We start from the raw sequence: 23,964 nt of genomic DNA on the forward strand, positions 1-23,964 counted from the left end.
GACCTCTTGTCTATTTTTCACAGTATAGACCAAGTGTGTGAAATATTGACAGGAGTCGGCTGTCCCGACCTCACTCTGGATAACCTGTGATCGACCGGATCTTACGGTAAAGGGGTTGGAGTTGGGGGTACATTTTCAGGTAGACCTCGGAATAGAGTCGTTCATACAGGGCCTGGGTCTGGGGTTGTGGCAAGAACACATCCCCAACCCGGGTCATGGCGGCAACCGCGGTCTGGAAATCCGGGTGCAGACGCAGGCCAACGGCAGCATCAATGGCGGCGCCCAGTCCGGACGTCTCATAGGTGTGTGGGCGTTCAGCCGGCAAACCGAAGACGTCGGCCGTAAGTTGCATGGCGGCATCACTCTGGGAACCACCACCGGCTACACGAAGGATCCTGATTGGAATCCCCGTCCGTTTTTCGATCTTTTCCTTGCCTTCTCGCAGCGCATAGGCAAGCCCTTCCAGAATAGCGCGATAGATATGCGAGCGGGTATGAACGTCACCGAAGCCGATGATTGAGCCCTTGGCCTCAGGCCCCGGTTGCCGAACTCCGGGCGACCAGTATGGCTGGAGCATCAGGCCCATGGATCCGGCAGGTACGGCCCGAACGAGCTCATCAAAGAGGGCCTCCGGTTCAACACCTCGCTGTTCGGCGAGTTTGCGCTCCCGTAGGCCAAATTCCCGCTTGAACCAGCTCACCATCCAGAAGCCCCGATAGATCATCACCTCCGTCGAGTAGTGACCGGGCAGGGCGGATGGGTAGGGCGGCATCAGTTTGATCGGCTCGACATAGCGTTCACTCGTGGTGTTGATCGTTGCCGTGGTGCCATAACTCATGCAGCCAATATCCGGAGAGAGGCCGCCGGACCCCAGAATTTCGCAGGCCTTGTCGGAGGCTGCCGCAATAACGGGAAGGCCCTCCGGCAGGCCCAGATGTACGGCTGCCTCGGAGGTAAGGGCGCCGAGGGCGCCGCCGGGTTCAACCAGTTCCGGCAGCATCTCCGGTGTAACCGGCATGGCTTGCCATTTGAAATCCCGGGGGGCGGCCCATTTTTGTTTTCGGTAATCGAACGGCAGGTAACCGACCTGGCTACCGGTAGAGTCCCGGAACTGGCCGGTCAAGCGATAGTTCAGGTAACCGGATAGCAGCAGAAAATGGCGGGTCTGCCGCCAGATGTCCGGTTGGTTCTGGGCGATCCAGTTGGCCTGGGTTTTTTCCCGGAACCGATGGATGGTCTCTTCGAGTCGGGCCAGCTTGAACAGCCAGCCCCAGGGGCCCTTCACGGGGCCATCCACCTGGGCGTGGCGCTGGTCGAGCCAGATGATGGCAGGCCGCAGTGGTTTGCCATTCTCATCGAGATTAATGACCGTTCCGCGTTGAGTGGTCACCGTGACGCCGGCAACCTGAGCAGGGTTCGCCTCGGTACCCTCCCAGAGCGTTTTGCAGGCCTTGCCCAGGTTCTCCCAGAAATAGTCGGGGTGCTGTTCGGCCCATCCCGGTTGCTCGGAGAAATAGGGGTCGAGCTCCTGCTTGCCCTTGCCGACAAGGTTGCCGCGTTTGTCGAACAGCAGGGCACGAACGCTCTGGGTGCCATTGTCGATGGCAAGGATCAGCGGCTCACCGGACATGGCCTGGCTCCTCACCCGGTAAGGTGTAAGCACGGTTTCGGATACCCAGGTAGCGGGATTCCTCACGCTCCCACCTTTTATCGTCCCAGCCCAGAACCGACTGACATTGCCTTCTTATCTCAGGAAGCAGACTACGTGCTGCGTCTGGAGTAATCAGGCCGAGCCGGGTACGGCGCAGCAGCAGGTCGTCCAGATGCTGTACATCCTCCTCTTTACAGGCCCAATGCAGTTCCGCCCAGAGCAGCCCAGAGGACTTCCCGTCTACGAACACCTCTTCCAGCGGACTGCTGGCCAGCATGGATGCGAGGTCGGGGCCGTAATACCCTTTCAGCCGGTTCCAGGTCAGATGGGTCAGGGCGGCCGGGCGCGCGATATCGGGCTCGGGGGTAAATACTGGGAGGTTAGTATCCCTAAGGCGGTTGGCGTTTTCCCCAAGTCCCCGGACCAGGGCTTCGCGTGCGATCAGGCGGAACGTTGTGAGTTTTCCTCCGGCGATGCTGATCAGCCCCCGGTCTTCGCGGAACTCGTGTTCGCGATTCTCACTGGACGGATCTTTGCTGGTGCCGTCGGTGACGATCGGTCGGACACCGGCCCAGGTTGAAAGAATATCCTCTTTCGAAATGTTGCTGGACGGAAACAGGCGGTTGGAGATCTTCAGCAAATAGTTCACTTCATCCCCGGAGATGCGGGGTTCAACGTCCAGATCTTCTGAGTGGTCCAGGTCCGTGGTTCCGAGAACCGTGGTGCCCTCCCAGGGAAAGGCGAAGACCGGACGCTTGTCATCCGGATGCAGCAGGGATACAGAGCAGGAAACCGGAAGTCGGGACCAGGGCAGAACCAGGTGGCTGCCCCGAAGAGGGCGTATGTTCAATGCGGCCCGGTCAGTGGAGGGTGTCTGTAGCCGGTCCGCCCAGGCTCCAGTGGCATTGATGACCAGCGGACAAGGCAGGTCAAAGGGGGCATCGAACTCTTCCGGGTGAAGCCTGACACCCGCTGCCTTGCCTTCGGTTCTTAGCACCTCAAGGGCTTTGGTGTAATTCAGGCATAGAGCGCCGTCTCGCCGAGCCTCTGCGATGATGCGCTGGACCAGGCGGGCATCGTCGGTAACCGCGTCGGAAAACACGCTGGCTCCGATGAGGTGTTCGGCTGTGAGTCCCGGGACCCAATGCATTGTCTCAGCGGGGGTGAGCAGCCGACGCGACCGGAACTTTGCGATGCGATCGTAAACCGCAAGAAGCAGCTGGAACACTCGAGGACCGGGGAACTGTCGACGGAAATGCGGCATCACAAAGCGAAGTGGTTGTATGAGTCCCGGAGCCTCTGCCATCAGGCGCTGGCGCTCACGAACGGCATCGCGGGCCAGCCGGTATTGTCCGCTGCCGAGATATCGCAGCCCGCCGTGTACCATCTTGGAAGATCGGCTGGACGTGCCCCAGGCAAAGTCCATCTGCTCCACCAGCAAGGTCCGTAACCCGCTGGCGGCCGCCTCCCGGGCAACGCCGGCGCCGGTAATTCCGCCCCCCAGGACAACCACGTCAAAGCTGTATTTTCCGGCTTTCAGGGATTCCAGAAGCTGGTCTCTAGGGATGGTCATGGTCACTCCACCAGCGTTCCGGGGTTCAGCAGGGCATCCGGGTCGAAGGTCTGGCACAGTGACCGGATGGCCAGCATGCCCAGTTCCCCTTTTTCAACCGGCAGATAGCGAGCGTGATCTTTGCCCACGCCATGCTGGTGACTGATGGTGCCGCCATTGCGAACAATCATTTCCGAGGTACTGTGCTTCAGCGATTTCCAGCGGGCCAGTGTGGCCTCGTAGGAGTCGGCCACCCGGAACACATAGGTGGTGTAGATACTGCAGCCCTGGCCGTAAAAATGGGAAAGGTGGGTGAAAACATGGACGGATTCGTTGTCGCCCTCCAGCCCGTGCCGAAGGTTGTCCTCCATTAGCGCCAGCAGATTATCGACATTGTCCCAGTCGGTTGCGGTTTCCAGCGTGTCCACGGCATAACCCAACTGCCAGAGCGCCTCCCGCAAGTACGGCATGGTAAACCGTTTTTCCGCCCATTTGTCTCCGAGGTGAGTGCCCGTGTAGACACCGTCGTAGTCGGAGCAGGTTCGGCGGGTCTCCCCCAGCGCACTGCTGACTTGCCGGCGGCTTCCGGTCAGGCCGAAGGTCATCATGCATTTGCCGTCGCCGGCACCGCGGATGGAGAGATAACGTTCCAGCAGGCTGATGAGCCTTGGGTGGCCCGCAAGCGCCAACTGGGTTTCGGTTTCCAGAGCGTTGCTGAGCCTGAGCATGGAAAGCTGGACGCGGTTCTGGACCAGTTCCCGGCAGGCGCCCCTTGCTTGCTCCCAATCCGGGAAAAACACCACGTGGAAAGTTTCTTTTTCTGGCAGGCGACTGATTCGCACCTTCACCTCGGTAATGACACCGAATCGGCCTTCCGAACCCAGTACCATCTCCCGGATGTCCGGACCCGCACTGGAGGCCGGAATGGTTGGCAACTCCAGTGTGCCCTGGAGGGTTTCGACCCGCCCGCCGGCAAATAACTGTTCTATACGTCCATACCGCAGAGATTGCTGGCCACTGGATCGTGACGCCACCCAGCCTCCGATGGTGGACAGCTCGAACGATTGGGGAAAGTGCCCGAGCGTATAGCCGTGGGCGCGGAGCTGTGATTCGACCAGCGGTCCGGGTGTGCCTGCACCAAATGTCGCGATCTGACTTTCCCGGTCCAGGTCTGTGAGCTGGTTCATTTCGCCCATATCGACAGTCACCAGGGGCTTGTCCGAAAGGGGCGGGTTAATGTGGCCGGCCACGCTGGTGCCGCCGCCGTAAGGGATGAGATGTGCGTCGTGTTCGCTTGCGTAACGAAGGAGGCCCTGGACCTCCCGGGCAGAGCGTGGGCGTGCGACTCCGTCGGGGAATACGCCGAACTCACCACTGCGCATGGCCAGCCAGTCCGCAAGGCTCTGTCCGCGAGCGTGACGCACTCGGGCTTCGGGGCTGGTATCAAGGAGTTCGGCAAGTCCGGGTTCTGTTGGTGTGGGAAGCCGGGTTTCGGGGACCCGGGCACAAACCTCTGGAAGAGAGGCGTCCGGAAGAGGTTGGCCACGCCCTATAAGCCCCGCCAGAAAGCCCTTGCCTTCCGGCGGTAGCGCCAGATTAAAAGTCTCATCACCCCAGCCGTTCCAGCGTCGCATGCATCTACTCCCCGATTATTTTTCGATGCCGAGCATTCTAGAGGGTTCGGGAACGAATACGTTGTCGCTTGGCGACATTCAGGGTGTCATTTGCCGCCAGTAAGATCAGGGGCGAAGGGAATCGATCAGTCGGTTGTTGAGTTCCTGCCACCGTGAAAGCTTCTGGGCTTCCCCGATGCGCTTTCGTTCCCCGCCGGCATTGTTCGCCCAGAGGCCTTCGCCATTAAAGCTATAAACCGGTTCAAGATCAGTGCGTTGTGAGGCAGGCTTAATTTCGTTTATAAGGTTGTCCAGTATCAACGGGTCGGCATCCGGTTCGGAGTACCATGCAAGCACCATGTGGGCCTGGTTAAGATCCAGTGCCTTGACGTAGACGACCCGAAGCTGATCGTCCGGGACGCCCATCGATTTCAGGGTCAGGTACTTGGCGATGGAGAAATCTTCACAATCGCCGGCGTTTGTGGTCAGAAATTCCACGGGCGTCGCCCAGTAGTCCTCTTCGCCCCAGTGCTGGATATCGCTGACAAAATTTACCCGATTGAAAAAGCGGTTAACGAGCCGGAGCTGACGCTCAACCGGCGCATTGGCGGCCAGCGTATGAAGCCTTTGCCAGTTCTCAAGGCGTTCGTAGGCTTCCGAACCAAACTCCTCCTGCACGTAATTCATCAGCTGGCTGCTGAGTTCCAGGGCGCCACAAAGCGCAGTGACCAGCAGTAGTGCTGGGAGTAAGGGGGTCTGGCGCCGACAGGCTGAAGCGGCCGTAACCATGTCCGGTCTCAGTTACTGTTGTTCCGGAGGCGTTCCCTGAGCTGTTCAAGGCGCCGACGAATTTCCTCTCTGCGTTGCTCATCGTTTGCGCTGGGCGAGGGTGCAGGGGAGGACGACCGGGAAACCGGGGTGGCCTGCTGCTCTTCCTCCTGCTCGCTGGTCGCAAACGACATCCCCGACCGATCTTCATTTTCGGGGAAGAATAGGTTTTCGAGTTTACCGCTCCTTTCAATGACGACCCGGTTCGGGTGTACCGAACGAAGGGTGGCATTTCCGGGCAACTCATCCCCGACCGGATAGGCTTCGGTGTTGCCTTTCTGATCCTCTATCAGCGCGCTACCGGGGAAGTCGCCGTCAGCAGCAAGAACCCCACGCAGGAACAGGCGCAGGTTGGTTTCTGGTAAATTTTCCGTCTCCGAAGGTTGGGCGCTGCCCTCCTGGCCGGCGATTCCGAACAGGGTTAAAGAGGCCAGATCGACTGCCGGGGGCTCTCCCAATGCGGAAGCGTCCCGGGACATCTGCTGTGTGCCGGTTGCTGCCATTTGCTGGTTTTTGCTCAGCACGAAACTATAGATCTGCCAGGCTGTCACACCCACCATGGCGGCGGCCGCGACGATGGTAAGCAGAAGGGGTAGCCGTTCGTTGTCTAGGGGCATTGATCATCCTGGGTATTATTGGTGGGCAGCGAAAAAGCCCACAGGTTATCAGACGGCAATGTTTTATTGGCAGTATAGTGTATAGAGTTATTCAGCGGGTCCATATCCTGTGGTAGCCTTTCTGAATTGATTGAATCAAAAAGAATTTCAGGACGGGGAAGACCTTGACTACAGAATCTGAATTTCAGCAGCAGGATGCTCCGCTGGGCCGTCTTCCTTTCACGTTCGCCAAACGTAACGGCGTTATACTGACACGCTCTGATGACGGCGATCCAATCATTCTGGTTCGGCCGGGAGCGTCCCACTCGGCGCTAGCGGAGGCGAACCGGGTCAGCGGTGGACGGGCCAAATTTTCCACCATTGATCCGGACCGGTTTGATCACGCCCTGAATGCCGCCTACCAGAACGATTCCGCCGAAGCCATGCAGATGGTGGAGGGAATCGGTGATGACATGGATCTGGCGTCACTGGCCGAATCCGTTCCCGAGACCGAGGATCTGCTCGAGCAGGAAGATGACGCTCCGATCATTCGGCTGATCAATGCCATCCTGACCGAAGCGGTCAAGACCAGTGCCTCCGACGTTCATATTGAAACCTACGAGAAACGGTTGGTGGTCCGGTTCCGCGTCGATGGTGTCCTTCGGGAAGTGGTCCAGCCAAAACGCGCCCTTGCGCCGCTGCTCGTGTCGCGGATCAAGGTCATGGCGAAACTTGACATCGCTGAGAAGCGAGTGCCCCAGGATGGTCGGATAGCGTTGCGAGTTGCCGGGCGAGAGGTGGATATCCGGGTTTCCACCATGCCCTCATCAAGCGGCGAGCGAGTCGTGTTGCGCCTCCTCGACAAGCAGGCCGGGGCTATTCGCCTGGAATCTCTGGGTATGGACGAGAACGACCTCAAGGTTCTCCGAAAGCTCATCTACCGTCCATACGGCATCTTGCTGGTGACAGGCCCAACGGGCTCAGGTAAATCGACAACCCTGTATGCCGCCTTGCAGGAAATCAATGACCGAACCCGGAACATTCTGACAGTCGAAGATCCGATTGAGTATGACTTGCCCGGTATCGGCCAGACCCAGGTCAATACCAAGGTAGACATGACCTTCGCCCGGGGCCTCAGGGCGATCCTGCGTCAGGATCCCGACGTTGTGATGATCGGTGAGATCCGTGACCTCGAAACCGCTGAAATCGCCGTTCAGGCGAGTTTAACCGGTCACCTTGTTCTATCCACCCTGCACACCAATACCGCCGTCGGTGCGATTAACCGGCTGATGGATATGGGAATCGAGCCCTTTCTGATTTCCTCGAGTCTGGTTGGAATCGTGGCACAGCGTCTGGTCAGGGTTTTGTGCAAAGAATGTCGTGAACCCTATACGCCTTCGGAAGAGCAAAGTGAGTTCCTGCAACTGGATCCCGCTTTGCCTCCCACTATTTACCGTTCCGTTGGCTGTGAACATTGTAATGAGCTGGGCTACCGGGGACGGATCGGTATCTACGAGGTGGTGCCGATAACGGACGAACTGAGTGGTCTGATTGATAAACGCGGCGGCGAGCTTGAATTGGAAAAGGTGGCGCGAAAACATGGGCCCAGTATCCATGCTGATGGCGTTCAGAAGATTCTGGACGGTATAACCAGCGTGGAAGAGGTTCTGCGCGTCACCTATCGGGGCCGCTAACTCATGCCTGCATATGACTACAAGGCACTGGACGCCCGAGGCAAGCAGAAACAGGGCGTGATGGAGGCGGACGCAGCGCGCGCCGTTCGCCAGCAGCTTCGGGAAAAGGGCATGACGCCCCTGGCTGTCGAACCGTCTACCGAAAAACAGGCACGTTCCAATCCGCTCAGCAGTCGTGGATCACTGGCAGCTGCGGATCTTGCGCTGGTCACCCGGCAACTTTCAACCCTGATTCAGTCGGGTATTCCGATAGAACAGGCGCTTTCCGCCGCGGCCCAGCAGTCCACGAAACCCAGAATCCGCAGCATGCTGATTGCGATCCGGGCGAAAGTCATGGAAGGGTACACGCTGGCGGACAGTCTCGGTGAGTTCCCGAGGGCGTTCCCCCGCCTGTACCGCTCAACGGTTTCGGCGGGTGAGCACGCGGGACATCTGGATCTGGTGCTGAATCGGCTGGCGGATTACACCGAAAGCCGCCAGGAAGCCCGGCAGAAAATTCAGTTGGCAGCCATCTATCCTATCATTCTCAGTGTTGTCGCAATTGCCATCGTCGTGTTTCTGCTCACATATGTTGTACCCGACATTATCGAAGTGTTCGTCAAGCAGGGCCAGCAACTACCCGCGTTGACCTCGGCCATGCTGACGGTTTCGGAATTTCTTGCCGACTACGGTGTCTACCTTCTGATCCTCTTGATCATTGCGGTGGTGGCGTTTCGGGTAGCGGTAAGCAAACCGGCTTTCCGGATGCGATTTCACAAACGGCTGCTGCATCTGCCTCTGGTGTCGGGCATGGTCCGGGGGGTGAGTACAGCCCGTTACGCCAGTACTCTGAGTATCCTCACGACCAGCGGTGTGCCGCTGGTTGAAGCGATGCGGATTGCCGGAGAAGTGCTGTCAAACGACTTCCTCCGCAGTGAACTGAGGGTGGCTGCCCGGAAAGTCAGTGAAGGGGGATCCTTGCACCGCTCTCTGGATCAGACCGGCTATTTCCCTCCGATGATGCTGCACATGATCGCGAGCGGTGAGGCCAGTGGCGAGTTGGACAGTATGCTGGAGCGGACTGCCCGCATGCAGGAGAACACTCTCCAGTCCAAGATTGCGGCCATTGTCGGCCTGTTCGAGCCTATGATGTTGTTGGTCATGGGCGTGGTGGTGTTGATTATCGTACTGGCGATCATGTTACCGATTCTGAATATGAGTAACCTGGTGGGCTAACATTGCGGTTAACCCCGAACCTGAGAACGAAAAAAAGGGATTTCATACCAATGACGAGTGAGACTATGACGATTCCAAATACGAAAATGCGCGCCCAGAATCGCGGCTTCACCCTGATCGAAATCATGGTGGTCATGGTGATACTTGGCCTTCTGGTGGCAATTGTTGCTCCCAACATTATGGGCCGCAGCGATCAGGCCAAGGTAACGGTCGCCGAAACCCAGCTCAGCAATATTGCCAATGCGCTGGATCTGTATCGTCTGGACAACAGTCAATACCCATCTACCCAGCAAGGTCTTGAAGCCCTGGTGAGCAAGCCCAGCGGCAGCCCCGAACCCAAGAACTGGAATCCGGACGGTTATCTGAAGAGCGTTCCGGAAGATCCCTGGGGGACCGAGTACCAATATGTGAGCCCCGGTACTGAAGGTCCCTACGACTTGTACTCCTATGGTTCCGATGGCCAGGAAGGTGGCGACGGCGACGCGGCTGATATCAGCGCCTGGAACACCAAGGAATAAATCATTGTGCGCTTCAGGACGCAGCAGACCGGCTTTACACTGCTCGAAATACTGGTTGTCCTGATCATCGTCGGACTTCTGGCCGCCCTTGCTGTCTTCACCATGGGCGGCAGCTCCCAGCAGCGGGAACTCAAGAACGAGGTTCGTGATCTTTATCTTCTGATGCAAACCGCATCGGAGCAAGCGGTTGTGAATAATCTGGAACTGGGCCTGCTCCTCGAACCGGATGGTTACCAGTTTGTGGCTTTCGAGGACGAATCCGGAGACTGGAAAGCGTCCGGTGAGCGGCTTTTCCGGGAGCGAAGCTTGCCTGAATGGCTGGTGGTCACTGAGTTCATCGAAGGCGATGCCCCCAGGCTCGCCTCTGCCGAAGACGAATTACGCCCGGACGTGGTGTTCTTTTCGAGCGGTGAAACCACACCCTTTGAACTCGAATTCACCATTGAAAAAAACACCGATTATGTTCATGTGCTGGCTTCCGATGGCGTGTCTCCCCTGGAATGGCGACAACCCGGCGATGACGAGGAAGAACTGTGAGGCATCAGAAGGGCTTCACCCTGATCGAGGTGTTGGTGGCGCTGCTGGTGTTTGGCCTGATTGCCACCGCAGCCGCAGAAGTGGGCAGCCAGTACATCTCCAGCTATGAGCGGATCCGGGATAAAACCCTCGCTGGCTGGTTGGCAGATAACCGTATCAACGAACTTCGTCTTGAGGAAAACGTGCCCGGTATTTCGGAAAACTCCCGCGACACCGATTACGGTCCCTTTCGCTGGCAGGTGACCACCCGGGTACTGGGTACCGACGATCCGAGGATGAGACGAGTGGAAGTTACGGTAGCCCGCTATCGGGGTGACGGATCTGATCCTTCACCGGTACATACCCTGTCTGCTTTCCTGGGGCAGAACTGATGGCTCGAGCGTATCGCCCACCGGGATACCAGCAGGGCTTCACCTTGATGGAAGTTCTCATCGCCGTGACCATTACGGCGGTGATTGGTCTTGGGGTTTGGCAGGTGATCAGCGGGGTGGTCACCTCAAGAGATCGGGTCAATGAGCTGTCAGAGGACTTTGACGGTCTGCAGCGGGCAATGCTGCTTCTCGAGCGGGACATCACGCAGATTGTGAACCGGTCTGCGCGGGATATTTACGGGGATTACAAACCTGCGCTGACGAGCCGAGAAGAGGATTTTGCGCTCTTACTGACCCGTCAGGGCTGGCGAAACCCCTTGGGTACTCGCCGAAGTGGTCTGCAGCGAGTGGCATGGGAGTTTACCGGGGATGAATTGCGCCGGCGGTACTGGCCCATGGTGGATCAGGGGCAGGAGGATGACAGCCGGGATATCTTGCTGCTTGAAGACGTTCTGGCCTTTGAGATTCGGTTTCTGACTGATAAGCGAAGTTGGCAGCCGGAGTGGCCAACGGACGAGATGATGGCCGGGCTCAATCCCGGCAGCCGGCCCGAAATACCGTTACCCGCGGGTATTGAGCTAACGCTGGAGCACGAGCGATTTGGCGAACTGGTGCGGACCTTTGCGTTACCGGACTTTGATGCTGAGGAAGCGCAGGGGGTTGTCAATCAGGCGAATAACGCTGCTGCCGAAACGGAAACCGAAACCGAAGCCGAAGAGCCACCGGAGGATGCAACGGACCCAGGCGCGCAGGGGCAGGGAGGCTGATGGTGACAGTCGGTTATTCGAATCGTCCTGATGGAGGCCAGCGCGGCGTGGCACTGATTATGGTGTTATTAGCGATGGCCCTGGTCGTGATGCTGGCGGCCGGCATGACCCAGCAACAAAGCATCCGGGTCTTCAAGGCGGGACATTATCTGGCTCAGCAGCAGGGAATAAGTATCGCTCTTGGCGCAGAGGCGTTTGCCCGCCAGATCCTCGTCCGGGATTACCAGGACGATAAGGAAGCCAACGAAATGGTCGACAGTCTTGATGAAGTGTGGGCCATGAATGCGGCCATTCTGCCTCTGGATGAAAACGGGGTAGCGGAAGTCCAGATCGATGACCTTGGTGGGCGGATAAACCTCAATGATCTGGTGACCTCTAACGGCCAGATCAATACGCTCGCGAAAGAGCGATTTTCCCGGCTTCTGGCAGCCCTGGATATTTCCGCGCTCAGTGTCGACGCACTGATTGACTGGATTGATGAGAATGACCAGGCGACCAGTACCTATGGCGCCGAGGACGGGCAGTATCTTTCTGCCGAGCAGGCATATCGTGCTGCAAACCAGCCATTTGTCAGTGTCACCGAGTTGCGTTTGATCGGAGGAATGACGGAAGAGATCTATCAAGCGCTGCGCCCACATGTTGCGGCTCTCCCGGTGTCGGGATTGGGAATCAACGTAAATACCGCCACCCCTGAGGTCTTGCGCTCACTCCATGAGGAACTGACGGATGCCGATGCTGCGGCTATTCTTGAAAAGAGAGAGGAAGAGCCATTCGACGACCTTCAGGATTTCCTGGCATTGCCAGAATTCGCCGGGCTGGGGCTCAAATCGACCGGTTTGACCTTGCAAACCCGTTTTTTTGAAGTTGTTTCACGGATTACCTACGATAACCGTGTCGTGAACATGGTCGCTACCGTTTTCCGCAACCCGGAAGGTGAGGTCCGGACGGTTCGAAGGGATACCGGACAGAAAAACAGAATTACCAAAGAGCCTTTCACTTTTTCAGAAGGATAACCATGTCTTTTCGCCTTTATGTGCGGCCGTTGCCTCCGCTAGCGGATCCCGAAGCAAATCCCGAGGCACAGTCGTTTAACTGGGTGTTGCATGATGCCAGCGGGGATACTCAGGCCCGTGGAATGGGAGATACCCAGGACGAGATTGAGCAGACGCTTGGGCAAAACGCTCTCGATAACGTGCTGCTGATCGGCTTGATTCCCGGGGATGAGGCGCTGTTCTGCATTGCGGATATCCCGGCGAAACAAAGCCGGTTCATCAACCAGGCCCTTCCGTATGCGGTGGAAGAGCAGATTGCCCAGGATATTGATTCGGTTCATCTGGCGCTGGGCCGCCATACCGACGAAGGCTATCGTGTCGCTGCCATCGACGATGAAAGAATGGCCCAGTGGGTTTCATTGTTCTCCGGTTGGGATCATGCTCGCCTGGATGCCATCTATCCGGACGCAGCGCTGTTGCCGTTGACGGAAGGGGGCTGGTCGGTATGCCTGGATGGCGAGACCGCCCTGATGGTGAGCAACCGGGGCGAATGGCTGAGTATGCAGTCCGCAAACCTGGGGATGTTCGCACATACCTTAGCTGTGCCGCCCTCCGAAGAGGTGGTCGCGGAAGTTCCGGTGAACCTCTACGCCACTCAGGAAGAGTTCGAGTTTCAGCAGTCGGTGGTTGGCGAACTCAAGGCCCCGGGACGACTGGCGGTGCACCGTGAGATTCTGGAGCTGATGCCGCTGGAGCTGTTGGCACATGCCCATCATCACCATCTTTGCTATCCGATCAATCTCTGCCAGGGGAAATTTTCCACCCGAAGCAACAAGGCCAGCCCAATCAAGCCGTGGAAGCCGCTGATTGCTGTTGCCGCCCTCTGGCTTGGGATCCAGGTTGCCATGGAGGTCGGGATGGGATTGTATTATGAGCGCAAGGCGAACAATCTACAGGAACAGGCAATGTCCATATACCGGGAGGCCTTCCCGGGCGACCGACGGACTCATGCTGGCAATGTTCGCCGGGTCATTGAGGGGCAACTGCGCGTCGCCGGAGCGGATGGACCCGACCTGGATTTCATTACCCTGATGAAGTACACGGGGCAGGAGTACTCAGAGCTCCCGGGATCCCAGTCTGTGAGTTTTAATTCGGTCAACTTCAGTCGTTCCCGTGGCGAGCTTGTCGTGGATGTCAGGGCCGACAGTTACGACCGGCTGAGCACTCTTCGGAACGGGCTGGCCAATCAGGGGCTGGAGGCCCAGATTGGATCGGTTGTCAACGAATCCAGCGGCGCCCGTGGCCGCCTGACGGTTTCCGGGGGATAAGGTATGTTCGAGAAGCTCAAGGATCAGCCGGCCGTCGGCAAGTTGATTGCACAATACGACCAGATGCCGCGGCGCGACCAGCAGGCGTTGGCGGTGCTGGCGGTCGCCATTCTGGTTGGCATTCTCTATTTTGCAGTCTGGAGTCCGGCCTCGAATTTTCATAATGCTGCGGTCGCGGAAAGACAGAATGCAGCCGAATTGCTGGCCTGGATGGAAGCGAATGAAAGCACCATCAAGCGGCTCGGGGCGCCGGGTGGACAGTCTGGCCAGGGCTCTGCCGATGTTGCAGATGGTCGGGCACTGATGGCATTGGTTACCGGTTCTGCCAGGGAAGCCGGGCTGTCCCTGCAGAGATTTGAGCCCAGCGGTGAAAATGCCATTCGTGTCTGGCTTGAGGATGCTCCGTTCGCGGATGTTGCAGCCTGGCTGGAGCGGCTCAGTTCCGGCCACGGTGTGATTGTTGACCAGGCTGCGATGGATCGCTCAGATGAGCCAGGCCGGGTATCTGTACGTTTAACACTGACAATCTGATTCCGCACCACAGTTCCCGGAGCTGTTCTCCGGGCCTTAGCAGGAGAGTGAAGGGATGAGTAACGGCAGCGAAAACAAAAATAAATCCGAGCCGGTCATCGTACGTCTGGATGAAACGGCAACCAATGAGGCGCGATCCATCCTGTATCATGCTTACCGGGATGAACCGACGTTCCAGTATCTGTTCGACCATCGTCGAGCCGGCTACGATCAGCGCATCCGGGCCACCATTCGCGAGCTGATCGATCTCTACTTTGGCTTGGACCAGGACGCAATTGGGGTGATGGTGAACGATACGCTGGTCGCGGTGGCTTTCATTGGCGACCCGGAGCTACGAATGAATCTGGCTGACCAGCTTAGCTGGCGCATTCGTATGGTCTTGACCACGGGTTTCGCATCGACCCGCCGATACCTGGATTACCATGAAAAGATCCGGAATTTGCTGCCTCAGCCGCTTGCCCATCAGCTCCCGCTGATGGGGGTCAACCCCAAGTACCAGAACCGGGGCTACGGGCGCCTGCTTCTGAAGACGGTGGAGAAGCTCTGTGCCGAGAATCCTCGGGGCAGTGGTCTTGTCCTCGATACCGGGAACAATCGGTACCTGCCATTCTATGAATCCGAGGGTTTCCGTAGCCTCGGCAAGATTCGCTTGGGGGACTTCGAGGATCATGTTCTGTTCCGGGAAGTCCAGCCTGAAGGCAAAACGGCCGCTACCGGCCCAAGTTAAGTTTGACCAACAACAGGAGACACAGTGTCTGACAACCAGGAATTTGATCTGATTGTAATTGGTGCCGGATCCGGTGGAGTCCGCCTGGCCCGCATGTCGGCCCAGCGCGGTGCCCGGGTGGCGGTGGTCGAGTCCCGGTATCTGGGTGGTACCTGTGTCAATGTAGGCTGTGTCCCGAAGAAGCTGTTCGTTTATGGCGCCCATGTCCATGAAGAGCTTGAAGACGCGGCGGGTTATGGCTGGAGTGTTCCGGTCGGAGACGTAACCTTCGACTGGCCGACGCTCGTGGCGAACAAGAATACCGAGATTGAGCGGCTGAACGGCATCTATGGCCGGCTGCTTGAAAACGCCGGTGTTACTGTCATTGAAGGGACGGCCACGCTGGCAGATGCCCACACGGTCGTGGTGGGCGAAAAATCGTACAGCACCAAGCACATTACCGTAGCGACAGGCAGTTGGCCGGTGGTGCCCGACATTCCCGGCAAAGAATACGTTCTGACGTCTAACGAAATGTTTTATCTGCCGCAGCTTCCAAAACAGGCGGTGGTCTGGGGTGGCGGCTACATTGCGGTGGAATTTGCCGGCATTCTTGCGGGTCTTGGTGTAGAAACAACCCTGTTGTATCGGGGGGATCTGTTCCTCCGGGGCTTCGATTCGGATATCCGTCGCTTCACTGAGCAGGAGATGCGCAAAAAAGGTATCAATCTGAGGTTTGGAGTCACGATTGAATCGGTCCGATCGGAAGGTGCTCACTACCGTGTGGATCTGAACAACGGCGAAAGTCTTGAAACCGGACTGGTCATGGCGGCAACCGGTCGAAAGGCGCTGGTTGAGGGCCTCGGACTGGAAAACCTTGGTGTCGAGCTGAGCGACTCCGGGCATGTGCGAGTCGATTCGCACTTTCAGACAACGGTTCCCTCCATCACCGCTCTTGGTGATGTCATCGGCACACCCCAGCTGACCCCCGTAGCCCTGGCCCAGGGCATGGTACTGTCGCGGCGACTGTTTGGTGACGGGCAGGGAGAAATGGATTATTCCGCTATCCCTACGGCGGTGTTTTGCCAACCCAACATTGGAACTGTTGGATTGACCGAAGAAGAGGCCCGGGTAGCCGGTTATAGTTTGAAGATCTTCCGGTCAGAATTCCGCCCCATGAAATACACGCTGAGTGGTCGTGATGAACGGAGTCTGATGAAGCTCGTGGTGGATGAGGAGAGCGACAGGGTCCTGGGCGCCCACATGGTGGGGCCGGATGCCGGTGAAATTACCCAGGGGCTTGCGGTGGCAATCAAGGCTGGCGCCACCAAGGCTCAATTCGATGCCACGCTCGGTATTCATCCGACCTCGGCAGAAGAATTTGTCACCATGAGGGAGCCGGTAGTCTGATAGGCGAACCAACCTGATAGGTGTGCCCAAGGAAGGGCCGCTTCACATCAAAGCTCAATCCAGCGCTTCAGAACTTTCTGCAGGTTTTCCTTCCGGACCGGCTTCGCCACGTAGTCGTTCATGCCGCATTCCAGGCAACTTTGCTCAGTGCCCGGGAGCACGTCCGCCGTTAACGCAATAATGGGCGTTCCGGTCTGACCATTGCCCTGTTCCCACTCACGAATGTGCCGTGTGGTTTCGTAGCCGTCCATCACCGGCATCTGGCAGTCCATCAGGATAACGTCATAGCCGGTGTGATTCGTTTGGACCATTTCGAGAGCTTCTTTGCCGTTATTGGCCGAATCGGTCTGAAACCCCAGTCTGGTAAGCATGGCCGTGGCGACGCGCTGGTTAACAGGATTGTCCTCAACAACGAGTGCATGGGAGAGGCCCATGCCACGGCTGCGCAAGGCAGCTTCGGGTGTTGTGAAGCCCCCATCAGTGGCCAGCTCAAACGGGAGTTCAAACCGGAAGGAGGAGCCTTTCCCAAGGTCGGTCTCCACCTGAATGTGGCCACCCATGAGTTCCACCAGTCGTTGTACCAGCGAGAGGCCAAGGCCGGTTCCGCCATAGATCCGGCCATCTCCGCTGTCGAGTTGCTCGAACGAATTGAAAATATCCGGCAGGCGCTCCACCGGAATGCCCGATCCGGAGTCGTTAACAGAGCAGTTCAGAATGATGCAGTTGTCCTCAAGGCCAAAGCAGCCTGCTTGAATATTGATGAACCCGTCTCCGGTGAACTTGATGGCGTTGTCAATCAGGCCGGCGAGGATCTGTCGGAGTCTCGGAGCATCACCAATGACAATCGGATTATCAGGCCAATCGCCAAAGAAACTGAGGTTGAGGGCGAGCCCCCTCTCTTCAGCAACGTGGCGGTAGGTGGCCGTGCAGTTCGAAATCAGTTTCTGAAGATCGAATTCCTGGCTATCCAGCTCCAGGGAGCCATTATCCATCCGTGAATAGTCCAGAATGTCGCTGATGACGGTCAACAGGTCCTCCGTGGACTGACGCGCTGTGTTCAGGTAATCCCGCTGCCGATGGGTCAGGCTATCCTCCTGAATCAGATCAATCATGCCCAACACCCCATTCAGGGGCGTTCGTAATTCGTGGCTCATGGTCGCCAGGAATTCGGACTTCGCCTGATTTGCCGACTCCGCTTTCTGGCGTGCGCTTTCGGAGGCCAGCAGGGTTTGTTCCCGGGCTGCCTGCAGGCCTGAAAGATGTGACGCGAGTTCGTTAAGCTGCTCCTCTATTTCAACCACTTCCCGAGAACTTCGGTGGCCACTGAGTGGCTCTTCGGCATAATCCCGGTCTATCAGTTTTGCTACCCGTCCTGACAACTGACGGATGGGCGAGAGGATGGTGTTGAGATAGTGGTGGATCAGCAGGATGGTGAATAACAGCAGGGCCAACCCGACAGCCAGTGAGGTCCAGAGGATGTCCTGTTGACGATTGTCGAGCAGTTCCGTGCTGACCCCGACCTGAACGGTGCCCACCCGGAGCGCTCCTGAGCCAAACCCATACTCTGGCGTGAACCATTCTGCATCCCGTGCTGAGCTGAGCTCCAGGGGTTGTTGCAGGATTTCAGTTTCGTATATGTCGTATCGACCGGACTGCACAGGATTGCTGGTGGCACCATTGGCGACAAAACCGATCTGCTCCCCCATAACATCCGTTACACGAATCCAGTCTGCTCTGCTCCGACGAAGCGACTGGGAAAGGACCTGTTCCAGTGCCACGGTATTTCCGGAGACCACCGCGTATTCGAGGACAGGCGCAAGGCTGTCGGCGAGCATCTGGCTGCTTTCCGACAATTCCTGACGGGCATCCTCCAGCCGTGCTGAAGTGAAAAAAACCATCAGGACAATGAACATGACAACAGCGGGGATTGCGCCCAGGAGCAGAAGCTTTCGTGACAGGGAGGCCTGAGTCTTTTCTGGATTACTCACCTTCCGGACCTCCGTTACCTGTCAGTGCATCTTGCACATACTGGTTTATGTATTCCCGATCAGGAACCGGAATATTCAGTGATCGAGCTACCTGGTTATTGATCTCTACCTGGAATAACGGTGAATAAGCGGGTTTGGGGAACTTCCCGGTTGCGAGGAATTGATCAATAAATTCCACACCCAGATCTGCCATGGCGGGGAAGGGCGCATAGCTGGAGGCGAGCGCACCGGCTCTGACATAAGCCTGGCTCGGCCCAATGACAATTTTGTTACGGCGATAGGCGGTCAGGAGAATGTGTTTGATGGTTCTCGGGTTATAGATGGCGTCGTCCGGCCCCGCCAGCAGGAAATCGCCATAACCCAGCGCCCGGACCAGTGAAGGGATCAGATCCTCGTCATTGTCGACCACAAACACCCTCGCTTTCATGCCATGGGCAGGGAGCTCATCAATGAGTGGTTCGTAGAGTTCAACAGAATTCGTGGTTGCCAGAATCGAGATTGTATTCGCATGGGGCAGAATAGCCTTACCGGTCAGGGCCTGCCGAAGCAGCGGCACATCGTACAGCACACCGGAAATCTGTCCGGGCGCCATCGCGGCAAACCCGTCAATAAACGATTTTTCCACCAGCATGGCGAGGATTGGAGCCGATCGGTTCGCCTGCCGCACTCGGGAAAACGCCGAGGGCCCGATGGCAACGACTGGTGTGTCCTCGACCATCGGAATCTGTTCATCAGAAATTGTGGCCAGACCAACGTTGTCGCCGAGTCGTTCCTCAAGCAGTGCCTGAACGTGCTGGTCCAGAGCCGTATTACCTGAACCGGCTAAGTAGACGGTGCGGTTTGATGCCTCCTGGGCGTTGACGGATGTCACAAGAAACAGCCCGGCAAAAGCCCAGATGACCCGTCTGAGGCATGGGCGTGCAAACGCCAGCATCAAGCTTCGCCATCTGATACTGATGTCTCGTGTCATACCGTCCCGGGTCACGTACTATCCTTGGTCAATCTTCAGAAACGAATTCCGGCCTCAACAAAATACTGGTTCGCGTCCTCAATAATATTATCGGGGCTGATCCAGGGCTCCATGTCGATGTAGTGCTGGATGGTCAAGGCCAGCACATAGCTGAATTTTGGTTGATCCACTCGCCGGGCGAGCCTGAAGTCGGCCCGCTTGAAACGCGTGTTCCGGACCTCCTGAGCTATGTAAAAAGCGGCAGAGGAGGTTAATCCCAGCGGGAGATCCTGGATCCAGGCCGCGCTTCCGGAATGGCGTGCGGACAGCCGGCCAAGCAGATCTACTGCTCGTTGCTGGGTATTGGGGGGAAGTTTGTCGGGATCACCAGTGTACCGACCCTCCTGGTCGAGATAGGCGTAGGTTGCCCTCAACTTTGTGCCTGAGAACTCCAGTGACGCCTCCAGCTCGACGCCTTCCTGATCCAGGGCAACGTTGTTGTCAATGTACCAGTCTTCCTCGTTGATCACGCCACTGATCATATCTCGAAGATAGTCGTTGAAATACCGAACTTCAACGCTCATCAAGGCTCTATCGAGGTGGAACTGGCCGAAATAGCTGATTTCCCGAGAGGTGATCCTCTCTTCCTCCAGGGTCTCACCGAACGTGGAGGTATCCTGGTCGACCAGGTTAGCCACCAGGATTCGATCACCCTCGAGTACTTCGAACGGAGGCTGCACGTTTCTGGGGCGATAGGACCAGTCCGGGTTTTGCTCAAATGCATCCGGTGTCCGAACCGCCCTTGAGAATACAAAGCGTATCGCGTGGTTGTTGTTGAAGATAAAATTGGTTGCTATCCGCGGTGAGAAGTAGCCTTCATCCGTTGTTGTGGTTTTTTCCCAGTTACCACCGGCATTGAAAGTAAGCCAATTCAGCGGTGAGTATTCGGTGTTGGCAAAGACCCGGGTCTGGTAGTTATTACCCTCACCATTGAAGTAGGTTTCGGATTGGTATGTGTCTTTGCGGTAACCAAGACCGGAAACGAACTTGAGATCGGGATTAAGGATGAGCGTGTCCTGAATCTCGAACTCAAGCCTCGATTCTTCCGCATCTTCATTCAAACTTGCAATAAAGGGTGTGTCCGCAGTGGGCTCGGGAGACCCAGGCGGTAAGAGGCTATTAATCAGGGCTGTCCCGTTGTCCAGTGGGTCGTCCTCACCGGCGATTGGAACCGAGATATCCCACCGTTGCCTGCGGTTTTGGTTCTGGTAGCTGGCCTGAACGTAATAGAAATGGTTTGAGGATGTGGCACCATTGAATCTCGCCTGGAGGTAATAGTCGTCGAGCACGACATCCGGGTTATTGGTCGCGCCGAGCTTGCCCGATTTGAATCGATCCTCTTCGTTGACGCCATCCAGAACACCGGCTCTCAAGTCCACAGAATGCCGGTTATCAATCGCAATGATGCTGTCGAAGTTGAAATTGTTGACGTCGTAGCCGTCGTGATAGGGGAGCCTCTCACCACCGTCAACCTGGGCATCGAACCCGTTCGACTTCCGTTTTTCGTAGGACAGTCGCCAGCTGCCGTCACTGTCAGCATTTCCCACTGACGTGAAGGTCCGCAGGTGCCCCCTTGAGCCTGCGGCGGCGTACGCTTCGACGCCGGCCGTATCGTGTGGCGAACGGGTAATAATGTTGATGCTGCCAAGAAACGCATTGATGCCGTAGGCTGCTGCGTTGGGGCCGCGACTTACTTCGATTCGTTCGATATTCTCCAGGGCGACGGGCATGGCAATCCACTCAACATCAGCGAGGCTCGCTCGGTAAGCGGTTCGGCCATCAACTTGAACCTGAAGTCTACGCTGCTCGTACTGTGATGTACCATGGTAACTTGTGACAGGGTTGCTACTGCCGGCCACACCGACGACCATGCCGGGCACCAATCGGAAAACCTCAACCAGATTCATGATGCCGAGATCGCGGATCATATCGCCGGTAATGATTGTGGTGGTACCCGGTACTTTCAGTTTGGATTGTCGGAGCCGTGTGGTGCTCAGAACCTCGGGAAGTTGCGACGCTTCTCCCGTGGAGTCGAGAAGCTCGGGATACATCACTGAGTCGGAATTCTGGGCCCAGCTTTGGGAAGATGTTGCGAGAAAGAGGGTGAGCGCACAGCCGAGAGTGGTCAGGCCCGGTACTGCTGAAGTCCGGAATGCCAATTTTGTCGAATTGCTCATGGGTGACATTCTATAATCTGCCGATCTGGAAAGTGGAACGCTGTTTTTTTGTAGTGTGTCTATCGTAGGGAACTACACACTGTTTGTCTCTCGAAAATGTAATGAATCTAAACGCTGGGAGTTGCAGCTATATGAATTGCTGGGAAATCCTTGGAATTGAGCCGACCGATGACCGTCAGCGAATAAAGCAGGCCTATGAGCAACAGTTGAAATTCGCGTCGGATGACGAGGCCCTGAAGTTAAGCCAGGCTTTCCGGGAGGCAACAGGTGATGCCCCGGTGGCCGATGAAGGCCGGAATGATATGCCCTCGCAGTCTGATCAGCAGGACCGTCGCCAGCAGCCGGAGGCGGCCGGGCAATCGGATCGTCCACTGGACGGGACGGAGGGCCAGGTTGTCCGCGAGGTCGTTATCCAGATCAAGGCGCTGTTGAACGATTCGGCTCGCAGTCAGGATGTGGGTATCTGGAAAGCGATACTGTGTGAACCGCCAGCGGACCAGCTTCCTATTCGCCGTGAGATTGCCAGACAACTGGAACCACAGGTCCGTCCCATGGCTGAGAATGGCAGCCTGCCGACTTCGGTTGCCCATTTCCTCGGGGGGTGGTTTGAATGGTTCAGTCTTCAGGAGGTGGCTCAGCAGCAAGAAGAGCGGCCATATGGCGAGACGGAGCGCGCCGAGGAACAGGCAGACCAGCCACCGCAGCTGGTCAACTTCTGGCCAGCGGTTATTGGCTGGATCGTGGGGTTGGCAATATTGGCGAGCCTGTTCGGCGGAATGGGAGGCGGTGGCTAAGCTGCGTCTCTGGCTTCGGCAGCCCTGTCGATTCGGGCCCGGTACCGCTGGGCCAGAATAGCGCCCACGATCACCTGGATCTGGTTGTAACACATGATTGGCAAGACAATCATGCCAAAGCCCGGGTGGCCCGAGAACAAGACCTTCGCCATCGGAAGTCCCGAGGCAAGGCTCTTCTTAGACCCGCAGAACACCACAGCCGCTTCGTCCTCCAGACTGAAACCGAATCGTCGTACAAGCAGTCGGGCCATGACCATAAACAGTGCCAACAGGCCAAAGCAAAGCACCACGGCAAGCACGATTGCCTTTGCGGGCAGGTTCTGCCAAAGCCCGCTTTCTACCGAGTGCGAGAAAGCCGAATAGACGATCAGCCAGATGACGCATTTGTCGTACCGCGCCATAAGTCCTTCGTTACGTCCCAGAAATCCGCCCAGCCACGGTCGCAGTGCATGCCCGACTGCGAATGGCAGCAGCAGCTGAAAAATGATGTCCTTGAGGGCCTCGGCAACCGAAAAATCCCCGCCGCCCGACGTGCTGACCAGTAACAGCAGCAGAAACGGTGTCAGCATCATGCCGAACACATTAGACGCGGCTGCGCTACAGATGGCCGCAGGCACATTTCCCTTGGCCATGGCCGTGTAGGCGATGGATGACGATACGGCGGAGGGCAGCACCCCGAGGTACAGGAAACCCAATCCGAGATCTCTTGGCATCCATGAGGGGGCGATGTCACTCAGACCGTTGATCGGGAGCACCGCCAGGGGGAAAAAGACGAATGTCAGGGAAGTGATCAGAATATGCAGGCGCCAGTGTGTCGCACCGGCGATGATCTGTTCGCGAGAGAGGGCGGCACCGTGGAAAAAAAAGAGCAGGGCAACGGCAATGGTACCCGATGAAGCAACGACGTCGGCTGCGTCACCGGTGACTGGCAACACCGACGCCAGAACGATGGCACCGAGCAAAAGCAGCGTAAAGGTATCGATCCGGAATTTCATGTTTCAGGTCACCTGTTTCTGCAGTGCCCGAAGGCTGGGCCGGAGCAGGGCACGGGCTAGCTGTTCGGCTTTAACCGGATCGCCACGGCGAATGGCGGCAAGCAACAGTTCGTGGTCTTCCTGCGACGGTTCGGGCAAATCAGCATCGGTTTCTGTGCGCTCAATGGTCTGGCTGATGGCGTGAGAAAAATAGTCATACAGCTCGGTAAGCGCAGAGTTATGGGAAGCGGCAACCAGGCCATGGTGAAAGGCTTCGTCGTGCCTGATTCGTTCGGCGAGATCATCCCCGGCCTTCGCCCGCGCGTCCAGCGCGCCGGTCATTATCCGCAGGTCCTGGTCGGTACGCCGGGACGCGGCAAGGGTGGCTGCCTCCGTTTCCAGCATGATCCTTACTTCCAACTGCTCGGCCAGCTGGGTCCGGCTAATCCGCCTCAGTGTCTCACCGGCGTCCCGGGTGGCACGCACATAGGTACCGTCTCCCTGTCGGGTTTCCAGCATCCCTACATGAACAAGGACACGCACGGCTTCGCGCACCGTGTTTCTGCTGACGCCGAGGGCGTCTGACAACTCGGACTCGATCGGAAGCTTGCTTCCCACCGGCCACTGACCGGCCTGTATGGCGTGGCGGAGGCTTTCAATCGCGGTTTCAACCAGAGAGCCTTTGCGGATTCGTTCTAGCATGATCTTATAATCCT

Annotated in this window: 22 protein-coding genes; 12 read left to right on the plus strand and 10 right to left on the minus strand. The window is 57.3% G+C overall.

Translation table 11 applies throughout. From position 1 onward, the window contains the following. Positions 1-70 precede the first annotated feature (70 nt). From KZO34_RS00265 to KZO34_RS00285, 5 genes are all read right to left on the minus strand, one after another. The gene (locus tag KZO34_RS00265; RefSeq protein ID WP_219472019.1) at positions 71-1,630 is read right to left on the minus strand and encodes an FGGY-family carbohydrate kinase; all 1,560 of its coding nucleotides are present in this window, start codon (positions 1,628-1,630) and stop codon (positions 71-73) included. After that, complete coding sequence (locus KZO34_RS00270; RefSeq protein WP_257900116.1) at positions 1,620-3,224, minus strand: glycerol-3-phosphate dehydrogenase/oxidase; 1,605 nt, start codon at positions 3,222-3,224, stop codon at positions 1,620-1,622. The genes KZO34_RS00265 and KZO34_RS00270 overlap by 11 nt, the downstream gene beginning before the upstream one ends. A gap of 2 nt (positions 3,225-3,226) precedes the next feature. Beyond that, complete coding sequence (locus KZO34_RS00275; RefSeq protein WP_219472020.1) at positions 3,227-4,837, minus strand: FAD-binding oxidoreductase; 1,611 nt, start codon at positions 4,835-4,837, stop codon at positions 3,227-3,229. A 105-nt stretch (positions 4,838-4,942) separates the two neighbouring features. Continuing rightward, complete coding sequence (locus KZO34_RS00280; RefSeq protein ID WP_219472036.1) at positions 4,943-5,605, minus strand: transglutaminase-like cysteine peptidase; 663 nt, start codon at positions 5,603-5,605, stop codon at positions 4,943-4,945. 8 nt (positions 5,606-5,613) lie between these two features. Beyond that, a complete protein-coding gene (locus tag KZO34_RS00285; RefSeq protein WP_219472039.1) occupies positions 5,614-6,261 on the minus strand; it encodes a type II secretion system protein N in 648 nt (215 codons plus the stop codon). Between the two features lie 164 nt (positions 6,262-6,425). On the opposite strand from KZO34_RS00285, the gene gspE reads away from it, so the two are divergent. From gspE to gorA, 11 genes are all read left to right on the plus strand, one after another. After that, the gene (gspE, locus tag KZO34_RS00290; RefSeq protein WP_219472042.1) at positions 6,426-7,934 is read left to right on the plus strand and encodes a type II secretion system ATPase GspE; all 1,509 of its coding nucleotides are present in this window, start codon (positions 6,426-6,428) and stop codon (positions 7,932-7,934) included. 3 nt (positions 7,935-7,937) lie between these two features. Then, a complete protein-coding gene (gspF, locus tag KZO34_RS00295) occupies positions 7,938-9,149 on the plus strand; it encodes a type II secretion system inner membrane protein GspF (protein WP_219472045.1) in 1,212 nt (403 codons plus the stop codon). Between the two features lie 65 nt (positions 9,150-9,214). Further along, a complete protein-coding gene (gspG, locus tag KZO34_RS00300) occupies positions 9,215-9,667 on the plus strand; it encodes a type II secretion system major pseudopilin GspG (protein WP_219472046.1) in 453 nt (150 codons plus the stop codon). After that, the gene (gene gspH, locus KZO34_RS00305) at positions 9,668-10,204 is read left to right on the plus strand and encodes a type II secretion system minor pseudopilin GspH (protein ID WP_374706510.1); all 537 of its coding nucleotides are present in this window, start codon (positions 9,668-9,670) and stop codon (positions 10,202-10,204) included. After that, entirely contained in the window at positions 10,201-10,575 is a 375-nt protein-coding gene (gene gspI / locus KZO34_RS00310) for a type II secretion system minor pseudopilin GspI (RefSeq protein WP_219472063.1), read from the plus strand. The genes gspH and gspI overlap by 4 nt, the downstream gene beginning before the upstream one ends. After that, the gene (gene gspJ, locus KZO34_RS00315) at positions 10,575-11,342 is read left to right on the plus strand and encodes a type II secretion system minor pseudopilin GspJ (RefSeq protein ID WP_219472082.1); all 768 of its coding nucleotides are present in this window, start codon (positions 10,575-10,577) and stop codon (positions 11,340-11,342) included. The genes gspI and gspJ overlap by 1 nt, the downstream gene beginning before the upstream one ends. 47 nt (positions 11,343-11,389) lie before the next feature. Continuing rightward, complete coding sequence (gspK, locus tag KZO34_RS00320) at positions 11,390-12,355, plus strand: type II secretion system minor pseudopilin GspK (RefSeq protein ID WP_308318747.1); 966 nt, start codon at positions 11,390-11,392, stop codon at positions 12,353-12,355. A 2-nt stretch (positions 12,356-12,357) separates the two neighbouring features. Then, positions 12,358-13,662, plus strand: coding sequence for a type II secretion system protein GspL (gene gspL, locus KZO34_RS00325; RefSeq protein ID WP_219472089.1), 1,305 nt, complete (start codon positions 12,358-12,360; stop codon positions 13,660-13,662). A gap of 3 nt (positions 13,663-13,665) precedes the next feature. Further along, on the plus strand, positions 13,666-14,193 hold the full coding sequence (gene gspM / locus KZO34_RS00330) for a type II secretion system protein GspM (RefSeq protein WP_219472092.1): 528 nt from the start codon (positions 13,666-13,668) through the stop codon (positions 14,191-14,193). Positions 14,194-14,248: 55 nt separating this feature from the next. Beyond that, complete coding sequence (locus tag KZO34_RS00335; protein ID WP_219472095.1) at positions 14,249-14,920, plus strand: GNAT family N-acetyltransferase; 672 nt, start codon at positions 14,249-14,251, stop codon at positions 14,918-14,920. Between the two features lie 24 nt (positions 14,921-14,944). After that, positions 14,945-16,306, plus strand: a complete 1,362-nt coding sequence (gene gorA / locus KZO34_RS00340) for a glutathione-disulfide reductase (RefSeq protein ID WP_219472098.1) — start codon at positions 14,945-14,947, stop codon at positions 16,304-16,306. A gap of 47 nt (positions 16,307-16,353) precedes the next feature. Here the strand turns inward: gorA and KZO34_RS00345 are convergent, their stop codons facing one another. The 3 genes from KZO34_RS00345 to KZO34_RS00355 all read right to left on the minus strand — a co-directional run bounded on the left by KZO34_RS00345 (position 16,354) and on the right by KZO34_RS00355 (position 21,480). Next, positions 16,354-18,294, minus strand: a complete 1,941-nt coding sequence (locus KZO34_RS00345) for a response regulator (RefSeq protein WP_219472101.1) — start codon at positions 18,292-18,294, stop codon at positions 16,354-16,356. After that, positions 18,287-19,165, minus strand: a complete 879-nt coding sequence (locus KZO34_RS00350) for an ABC transporter substrate-binding protein (RefSeq protein ID WP_219472104.1) — start codon at positions 19,163-19,165, stop codon at positions 18,287-18,289. The genes KZO34_RS00345 and KZO34_RS00350 overlap by 8 nt, the downstream gene beginning before the upstream one ends. A gap of 134 nt (positions 19,166-19,299) precedes the next feature. Then, positions 19,300-21,480, minus strand: a complete 2,181-nt coding sequence (locus KZO34_RS00355) for a TonB-dependent receptor plug domain-containing protein (protein WP_219472108.1) — start codon at positions 21,478-21,480, stop codon at positions 19,300-19,302. A 131-nt stretch (positions 21,481-21,611) separates the two neighbouring features. On the opposite strand from KZO34_RS00355, the gene KZO34_RS00360 reads away from it, so the two are divergent. Then, entirely contained in the window at positions 21,612-22,274 is a 663-nt protein-coding gene (locus tag KZO34_RS00360) for a J domain-containing protein (protein ID WP_219472121.1), read from the plus strand. Here the strand turns inward: KZO34_RS00360 and KZO34_RS00365 are convergent. Both KZO34_RS00365 and KZO34_RS00370 read right to left on the minus strand, forming a co-directional pair. Further along, complete coding sequence (locus tag KZO34_RS00365; RefSeq protein WP_219472124.1) at positions 22,271-23,269, minus strand: bile acid:sodium symporter family protein; 999 nt, start codon at positions 23,267-23,269, stop codon at positions 22,271-22,273. The two genes, KZO34_RS00360 and KZO34_RS00365, sit on opposite strands and share 4 nt — an antisense overlap. A gap of 3 nt (positions 23,270-23,272) precedes the next feature. Further along, positions 23,273-23,950: a FadR/GntR family transcriptional regulator gene (locus tag KZO34_RS00370; RefSeq protein WP_219472126.1), complete on the minus strand. Its 678-nt coding sequence runs from the start codon at positions 23,948-23,950 to the stop codon at positions 23,273-23,275. Between the last annotated feature and the right edge of the window lie 14 nt (positions 23,951-23,964).

The organism is Marinobacter sp. F4206 (assembly GCF_019392195.1).
Lineage (GTDB): Bacteria > Pseudomonadota > Gammaproteobacteria > Pseudomonadales > Oleiphilaceae > Marinobacter.